At 57.3% G+C, this 8,005-nt stretch carries 8 protein-coding genes and 3 pseudogenes; 6 read left to right on the plus strand and 5 right to left on the minus strand.

Annotation, left to right across the window (positions count from 1 at the left end; all coding sequences use genetic code 11):
* Positions 1-101: 101 nt before the first annotated feature.
* The 3 pseudogenes from GOB90_RS19835 to GOB90_RS15585 form a co-directional block, all read left to right on the plus strand.
* Positions 102-384: pseudogene (locus tag GOB90_RS19835) on the plus strand (hypothetical protein); the annotation flags it as partial.
* Positions 376-525, plus strand: a pseudogene (locus GOB90_RS18995) (IS5/IS1182 family transposase); the annotation flags it as partial. The pseudogenes GOB90_RS19835 and GOB90_RS18995, both read left to right, overlap by 9 nt.
* 353 nt (positions 526-878) lie before the next feature.
* Positions 879-1,812, plus strand: a pseudogene (locus GOB90_RS15585) (IS630 family transposase).
* Between the two features lie 156 nt (positions 1,813-1,968).
* On the opposite strand, the gene GOB90_RS19715 reads toward GOB90_RS15585, so the two are convergent.
* Entirely contained in the window at positions 1,969-2,910 is a 942-nt protein-coding gene (locus tag GOB90_RS19715; protein WP_019087324.1) for an AEC family transporter, read from the minus strand.
* A gap of 83 nt (positions 2,911-2,993) precedes the next feature.
* Positions 2,994-4,625 carry an NAD-dependent malic enzyme gene (locus tag GOB90_RS15595; RefSeq protein WP_146891109.1) on the minus strand — a complete coding sequence of 544 codons (1,632 nt, stop codon included), beginning with the start codon at positions 4,623-4,625 and terminating at the stop codon, positions 2,994-2,996.
* 192 nt (positions 4,626-4,817) lie between these two features.
* Here GOB90_RS15595 and GOB90_RS15600 point away from each other — a divergent pair, with 192 nt between their 5' ends.
* A complete protein-coding gene (locus GOB90_RS15600) occupies positions 4,818-5,414 on the plus strand; it encodes an integrase core domain-containing protein (RefSeq protein WP_146891106.1) in 597 nt (198 codons plus the stop codon).
* Between the two features lie 47 nt (positions 5,415-5,461).
* On the opposite strand, the gene GOB90_RS15605 is transcribed toward GOB90_RS15600, so the two are convergent.
* Both GOB90_RS15605 and GOB90_RS15610 read right to left on the minus strand, forming a co-directional pair.
* On the minus strand, positions 5,462-5,845 hold the full coding sequence (locus tag GOB90_RS15605) for a type II toxin-antitoxin system PemK/MazF family toxin (RefSeq protein ID WP_024716503.1): 384 nt from the start codon (positions 5,843-5,845) through the stop codon (positions 5,462-5,464).
* On the minus strand, positions 5,835-6,071 hold the full coding sequence (locus tag GOB90_RS15610; protein ID WP_228119361.1) for a BrnA antitoxin family protein: 237 nt from the start codon (positions 6,069-6,071) through the stop codon (positions 5,835-5,837). The genes GOB90_RS15605 and GOB90_RS15610 overlap by 11 nt, the downstream gene beginning before the upstream one ends.
* 302 nt (positions 6,072-6,373) lie before the next feature.
* Here GOB90_RS15610 and GOB90_RS15615 point away from each other — a divergent pair, with 302 nt between their 5' ends.
* Both GOB90_RS15615 and GOB90_RS15620 read left to right on the plus strand, forming a co-directional pair.
* Positions 6,374-7,282, plus strand: a complete 909-nt coding sequence (locus GOB90_RS15615) for a hypothetical protein (protein WP_146891103.1) — start codon at positions 6,374-6,376, stop codon at positions 7,280-7,282.
* 92 nt (positions 7,283-7,374) lie between these two features.
* Entirely contained in the window at positions 7,375-7,701 is a 327-nt protein-coding gene (locus tag GOB90_RS15620; protein WP_173572138.1) for a hypothetical protein, read from the plus strand.
* Positions 7,702-7,705: 4 nt separating this feature from the next.
* Here GOB90_RS15620 and GOB90_RS19320 read toward each other — a convergent pair.
* Positions 7,706-8,005, minus strand: a 300-nt coding sequence (locus GOB90_RS19320) for an IS3 family transposase (RefSeq protein WP_242012094.1), incomplete at its 5' end; no start/stop codon positions are given.

An 8,005-nucleotide genomic window follows, 5' to 3' on the forward strand; every position in this document is an offset into this window, starting at 1 on the left:
ACCTCAGAGAGAGCCAACTCGGTGTTTAGTCCCGGGCTTTAATTGTGTGGCATTTTCACGTGAATGAAGGAAGCATTGCATTATGGACGGTCGTCACGACCATGTATGCCGTGCGAACAGCAGTACAGCGATCGCGGGCTTCGCTCACGGCGCTGAGTGAGGAGTTCGGTATCAACCCGGGAACGGTTGCCACGTGAGGGACGCGTCAGACTGACGAAGGCCAGTAGACAGGACCAGAAGCCAGCGTTTCAAACGTTCCCCGATTGGGTTCTTTCATCTCGGTATCAGCGGAAATCGAGAAAGCTGAGGGCAAGCTGTGCCTCTTCGTAAGCCATCGCCCGGACCAGCAAATTCACTGTCACACGACTGGCCGAAAAAGCCGATGAAGACTTCATGGAAAAGCAGGGTTTTGTTTGCTGAGTTCATCGCAAGCAGCTTTATCTCAAACCGATGCCGAAGCATATCCAGAGATCCAGTGCCAGAAAATCCGTTATCAGATCCCATATCGAGCATGTCTTTGCCGATTGAAAATCACAGACAGGACTGTTTGTCCAAAACTTGAAATTAGGGGCTGGACGCATATACTAACGGCTCTTCGATCGCTACATTTCATCGCACGTTGCGCATGGGAAATCTCGTGAAAAAGCTTTACGAGCCTGACCTTCCACTCCTACGGGTAGATACGCTTTCTTGGCGCTGGTGATGCTAATTTTGAAGCTGTGATCAAGGTTGCACACCCAGGATCTTAAAATATCAGTTCCAGATTAAACGTTGCGCGATCGTCTTCGCCTCGTCTAGAGCGGTTCCACCGAACTCTGAATCGAGAGGAGACACTGAAGGTGAAATGTGATTCACCGTTTTTGTTGATGGAGACGGTGATGGCACGAGCATTGAGTGATAATCTTCGGGAGCGGGTTGTGGAAGCTGGAGTTGCGGGAGCACCGGCCCGCTCGCTTGCAGCGCAGTTTGGAGTTGAGATTTTGTCAGCGATCCGCTGATTGCGTCGGGAACGTGAAGGCGGCGATCGCCAGGGTAAGCCACGCGGGTCACGGCTGGACGCGCATGAAGCGTTCATTGCTGGCATGATCGAGGTGCTGAAAGACATTACGCTCAACGAGATGCTGGCGCGCCTGCAAAGCGAATGTGGCATCGAGATTGGCCGTAGCATGCTCAACCGCTGGCTGCGGCAGCACGGCCGGACATTCAAAAAAGACCGCTCATGCACTGGAGCAGGAGCGTGAAGACGTCTTGAAGCGACGGCAGGAGTGGTTCGCTCTCCAGCCCGATCTCGATCCGCAGCGACTGGTGTTCATTGACGAAACCAGCCTCTCAACGAAACTGGCCCGTTTGCGCGGGCGTGCCTTGCGCGGGGAACGCTGCCGCGCCGGTGTGCCGCACGGCCACTGGAAAACCACGACCTTCACCGGTGGGCTACGTCTGACAGGCCTGACCGTGCCCTTCGTACATGATGGTCCCATGAACGGCACAATCTTTCAGGTCTACGTCGAACGGGTTCTTATCCCGACACTGAAGCCGGGCAATATCGTCGTGTTGGACAATCTTCCGGCGCATAAGCTTTCTGCAATACAGAAGGTCATTGAGCAGGCAGGGGCGGAACTGATGTTCCTTCCGCCATACAGCCCGGACTTCAATCCCATCGAGATGACCTTCTCAAAACTCAAGGCCTTGCTGCGCGCCAGAGCCGAACGGACTGTCCGTGCTCTGTGGGATACCGTCGGCGCGCTGCTTCCGGCTTTCACATACAGTGAATGCGCCAGCTTCTTTACAGCCGCTGGATATGAACCAGACTAAAGTGGAACCGCTCTAGAGCACTCAAATGAGCAAAACGCTTCTCAAAACGGAAAACAGACCTTTTCAGGACTCATTTTCTCCAATCAGTGCATGGAATTGTAATCATAGGGCAGGTCTTAAAACCAGAGAACTTTTCCAATCATCTATTTTTTTGCGTTATATCCACTCGCATATAGCGACAGTGGCGGGAATGACGACGACCATGCCGAGCGTCGTGAGCAGCATGATGCTGGCTGTTTCTACCTCGCACTTCCCATACTGCTGGGCAAACAGGGCAGACGGTGTGGAGGTAGGCATCGCACTTGCGACAAAAGCTGCTTTCGCCATAGCGGATTTTAGTCCCCATGCCTTGAGGGCGACGAAGAAGACTGCTGGTTGCAAGACGACACAGACGAGCGATCCCAGTATAACGGTCCTAGATCTGAGATTAAGGGAATAAGACGCAAGCGCGAGCCCGCAGGCGAAGATCGCCGCTCCTGGTGCGCAGACTGCTAGAGGCTTGAGCACGGACACGGAAACCGGCGGCATCGTCAGACCGGACAGAGACACGATGGTGCCCAGCACCGGTGCCCACACAAGGGGGTTCTTGATCGTTTTTCCAAGCGTTCGGGCCAACGAGGGTCTCGACGTTTCTGACCTGGACGCGCTCTCGAGCAGGTAGATGACGACTGAAACCTGTAAGAGGTTTGTGACAACCGCAGCCAGACCGACTACGCCGCCGCCGACCGTATCGCCATAGATTGGATCGAGGACCGTCAGGCCATAGATCGGTGCGGCTGTGGAGGACACCGCATAGCCGAGGAGGACTGCGGTCAGCCGGTCGCGCGTCATCATGCACAGGACGAGATAGCTCACGCCAAAGAAGAGCGAATATCCGATGATCATGACCACAACGAGTGGCCCCTGCTGAAGGAGCAAGTCGCGTTTGAAGGTCGCCATGCTGAGGAAGAGCGCAACCGGCAGGGCATATTTCAGCGCGAAATGACTGAAACCGATGGCCTGATCGTGATCGAAATCCTTGTACTTCCCGGCCAGATAGCCCAGCCCGAATATGAGGACAACCGGAGCGATGGCGGCGACGAGTATCACGAGATTCACGGATCTGCTCCGGGTTGGTGAGAGAAGGCCTCATCATCCCCGGTGATCGGCTCGAGCCGATCACCGGGGATGACTTAGGTATGTCAGAGTTCCTTGTAGACCGGCTTGTAGAGCAGCCCCTCGATCCAGGCGCGGATATTTTCCGGACGCTCGACGGTGGCCTGTCCACTATCGAAGATATGCTCCGCAACCCGCGTGGCGGTCGTCACTTCGGTCTCCAGGATGTTGGCTTGGAGCGGGAACAGCATGCCATGCTCGCGTGCGCTCGGCCCCACCTGATCCGCTGTCGCGGCGGCGGCGGTGATGAACATATCGTCCGTGATCCGCGCGGGACGGGTCGCGTAAACGGCGAGGCCGATTGCCGGAAAGATATAGAAATTGTTGGCCTGTCCCGGGTGGTAGCTCTTTCCCTGATATTCGAAGTCCGGAAATTGGACTCCAGCGGCGTATAATGCTTTGCCTTTTGTCCAGGTATAGGCCTGCTCGGCCGTACATTCCGCCTTGTTCGTCGGATTGGAGAGCGGGAAGATCACCGGCCGCTCGTTCAGTTTTGCCATCTCGCGGACCACCTCCTCGGTGAATGCGCCGCCGATGGTGCTGACGCCGATCAGAATGGTCGGCTTGAAGGTTCTGACGACCTCGAGAAGATCTTTCGTCGGTTTCGCCTCGTGCGCGAACGGCTTCTGCCACTCGTTGAGATCGGTCCGGCTGGTCTCGATCAGACCGTTGACATCGATCAGTACGATACGCTCACGCGCTTCGGCCTCGCCCAGACCCGCTTCGACCATCGCCGAGACAATCATACTTGCGATACCGATCCCGGCTGAGCCTGCGCCCAGAAAAAGGACGCGCTGATCGGCGAAAGTCTCGTTCTTGATCTGCAGTGCCGTGGTCAGGCCTGCTACCGCGATCGCTGCGGTTCCCTGAATATCGTCATTGTAGCACAGGACCTTGTCGCGATAGCGGGCGAGAAGCCGCATCGCATCGGTACCTTTCCAGTCCTCGAAATGAATGCAGACACCGGGAAACACGTCTGTAGCGGCTTCGATAAATGCGTCTGAGATCAAATCCACCTCCGCTTCGTCTGGCGGGAGCTCGCGCAGACCAAGATAAAGCGGATCGGCCCGGAGCGCCGCGTTCGTGGTGCCTATGTCCAGTAGCACAGGCAGCAGCGCCTCGGGCGGCACCCCCGCGCAGGCGGTGTAGAGCTGGAGCTTGCCAATGGGAATGCCCATGCCGTTAGCGCCGATATCGCCAAGACCGAGAATACGGCCGCCGGTGGACACACAGATGAACCGAACGTCTTTTACCGGCCAGTTGCGCAGAATTTTTTTGAAGCGACCTTTCATGTCGCGCGTGAGATACATGCCCGCGCTGCCGCGATAGATATGTCCGTATGCCAGACAGGCATCAGCCACGGTCGGATCATAGACAATCGGCACAAACCGCGCGGGGTCGGACATCAGCGTGTGGTAGAATAGCGTCTCGTTCCTGGCCGCCAGGCTCATGAGATAGATGTAGCGTTCGAGATCATTCGGCTTTGCGGCGAGTTGCGTCTGAACCCTCTCCAGTTGCCGGTCGATGTTTTCCACAGTCGGAGGAAGCAGACCTTCAAGGCCGAGCGATTGACGCTCAGTCATTGTAAAGGCGGTTTCCTTGTTGAGGGCGGGGTTGTTGAGGATTTCCTGTCCCCGGATCGTGCTGGCGTGGCTCATGTGTTCTCCTCGCGGTTCGGTAATCCCCCCATTTTTAGTGGGGCATTGAATGAGAATTCAGGCAGCTGTTTTTAGTTTCTGGGCGGGGGTTAGCCCGCTGTTCCCCATGTTGGGTCTGTCATGGTTATATGTCCAGAGCCATTGAATTGCCCCGGGATTAGCGGAGACCTATTCACCTGAGAAGAGGGTCTGATGAGCAATCCTGTGAAGAAGTTTTCCCCTGAAGTCCGTTCCCGTGCGGTGCGTCTGGTTCTGGAGCATGAGGGCGAACATCCGTCTCGCTGGACGGCGATGGTGTCGATCGCCAGCAAGATCGGCTGCTCGGCGCATACGCTGAACGAGTGGGTCAAGAAAGCTGAGGTCGAGACTGGCAAGCGGGCTGGTGTTCCAGCCGAGACCGCCGATCGGCTCAAGGCGCTGGAGCAGGCGATCCACGCCCGATGCCCGCCAGGAGCAGGCAATCTTGTCCACCACTCGGATCGCGGCTCGCAATACATCGCCATTCGCTACACCGAGCGCCTGGCCGAGGCCGGGATCGAACCCTCGGTCGGCGGTGTCGGAGATAGTTACGACAACGCCCTGGCCGAGACAATCAACGGTCTCTTCAAGGCCGAGGTGATCTACAGGCGTGGCCCATGGCGCTCGTTTGACGCCGTGGAATACGCCACTCTCGAATGGGTGGACTGGTTCAATAACCGACGCATCCTCGAACCCATCGGCAACATCACGCCGGCCGAGGCCGAGCAACAGTTTTATGCCGCTATGGACCACGTCCTCATGGCAGCCTAACTTAAGAAAACCAGTCTCCGCCAATCCCGGGGCGGTTCACTATCTGCCTAGCCGTCGCATCCCACCAGGAGCGCAATCTGGCGTCTGATTGCAGCAAGCTGATCGGATCTCACCTTGCTGCCTGTCACGGTAACACGTTGCTTGGATGTGGTGGTGAGCAAAGCACTGACCGCCCAACAGGGCTTGGTGCAGCCGTTATCAGCCGTTGGGTCGATCCGTACTGCCAGATCCGGAATGACGAGGTTCTCATCGTCGGTCAGCGGCACAAGCATCACGTTCGGCCACTCAGGCGGAAAGAGATCGTCTTCGACAACAACAGCGGGGCGACGTTTGTTGGGCTCCTTCGGCAGCGCATCTCCGCGCCAGTCTGCCAGCACAATTTCTCCAGGCGAGAAGATCGCTGCCATGGCGACCGGCCGATCAGGAACCATGAGTTCCACCAGCCTCTTCAAAAAGCGCCCGGGCGGAAGGCGTCGCAGCGACGTAGCGGGCAACACGCGCACTGTCCCTGCGGATACGGTCTCGGCGCGCACTCTTTGCCCCTGTCTCCAGCAGATCACGAATGAGCTGGCTCAGAGGGATACCGCGCGCCGTTGCTTCCTGCTCCAGGTCAGTGCGCAACCGCTCGTCCAGACGGATCGATAGGGGGGATGCCATGACACACTCCATACATTCAGAACGCCGTTAACGTAGCGCAATTTCGTAGTGCAAAACAACATATTTGGCAGGGCAGAATGCGCCGAAATGTCTTCGGCCTCGGCCCGCCGCGGCCCCGCCGGATGCAACACACGCAGGGTGCCGCGAAGCGCAAACTGAAAGTTTGCATTTGTGTATGGAAAAAGAAAAACCCTCTTCTTTAATGCTACGTTAGTGCTGCGGATACACTTCGGTTAGGCATCGGACTTGCTACGAAAAACCGAGGGTGTTAGACAGGCGAGGACGGGGCAGGAGTGAGGTCCATGAGCGCAGCAGTGTTTTCAGGTCAGACCGCGGGCAGCTATCTGGAGACCTGCGCCAGATGCCAGACACGCTCTGATGTGGTGATGTGGCTGACAGAGAATTTCGAGACGTTGCTCAAAGCCACCGGACGGCGAGCCTTGAAGTGGTCAACCCTTGCAGAGCACCTCGCTCGCGACGGTCTGCGAACCCAGCAAGGCCGTGCTCCTACACCTAATGGTTTGAGAGTCGAATGGTATCGCGTCAAAGAGCGCATCACTGCGGCGAAAGCAGAGGCCGATCGACGGTTACGCGATGGATCCGCATCCCCCGCAGTCGTTTCGACTGAACGGGCACCGACCGGCCCCTCGGATGAAGAGATCCTTGCTCTCATGGCCGAGGCCGATAACGAAGAGCGCCTTAACAGGGAGCGCCGTGAGCGGATCGCAGGGTATGAGGCACAGCGCAGACCCAAGGTAGCCCCAGATCAGGCCAGCATTCAGCCGACCGCACCTGCCGAGGTCGTCGAGACCGCGCAGTCCCAGCCTGCGTCCTTAGAGACCGCCACCCAGCCGCGTGTTAAAATCGGCCAGATCGCTAACCATGTGACGATGCTCACACAGGCCCCCCGCTATGGTGCGGACAGAGACAAACCGCTTCCGCCGCCTTATGTTGGTCCTCGGCCCGATGGAATGCCGGAGTATCTGCCGCTCGACGCCCTCATGCCCCTCGATGCGACAGGGCGTCAGCCTGATGGTCGCATCGACTATGAAGCGTTGCCGGGACTGCCTCGACGCTCGTTTTTTGAAAGTGAGCGCGAGTGGGCGAAGGCGTGCATCCCGATGGTGGAGGCAGTCCCTCATGAGGATCGCTCTATCGTCCTCAAAGCCCTGCTTATGCGATCACGTGATCGCATGAAAAGCCTCTACTGAGGGCTCTCTTGCTCGCACTCACAAACGCCGTCCGCATACTGAGGGCTGCTCCGATTTAAGCCGGAGACCGCGCCGAAAGTTAAGGATCTGTTATGAGTGAAAAGCCTGCCCCCTCCAAATCACCCCGCACGCCTGTTGCCGCAGTCAAAGCGGGTCGTGGCAATCTCGGAGGATCTACGGCCGAGGCGGCACTGGCGGAGCGCGCCATCATGCAGGGACGCTCACCTCTGCTTGCAGACGGTGACGCCCGTAACCCCGGGCTTTCGGCATTCAGATCAGTTTATGAGCGCTTTGGTCTGAACCGCCCCGTGAGCGAAGAAGCGGCCGTTCTGAAAGAATGGTTTTCTGAGGCATTCAGCATGGCCGCCGAGCAGAAAAAATCGCTTCTGGTCGATGTCGCTGGCGTGAGTAGCCCCTAGTTTTCTAGACGCCTTGAGCATTCAAAGTCTGCTGTTGTTCGAACTGCACGGCTGACAGCATCCCTTTCCTGACCTGCTTGCGCACTGGGTTATAGAACATTTCGATGTAGTCAAACACGTCCTGTCGGGCTTCCTGGCGCGTTTTGTAAGTTCGACGCCGGATGCGCTCGCGCTTGAGCGATGAGAAAAAACTGAGGCCATCGTGTGGAAAGTACGCTAAACAACGTTTAGCATGAACAGTAGAAGAACGTCTGGGTAGCGTGATCTTGTCTGAGGGCAAGTCGCTGTTTCTTTGTTGAACAAC

The organism is Acetobacter oeni (genome assembly GCF_011516825.1).
Taxonomy (GTDB): domain Bacteria; phylum Pseudomonadota; class Alphaproteobacteria; order Acetobacterales; family Acetobacteraceae; genus Acetobacter; species Acetobacter oeni.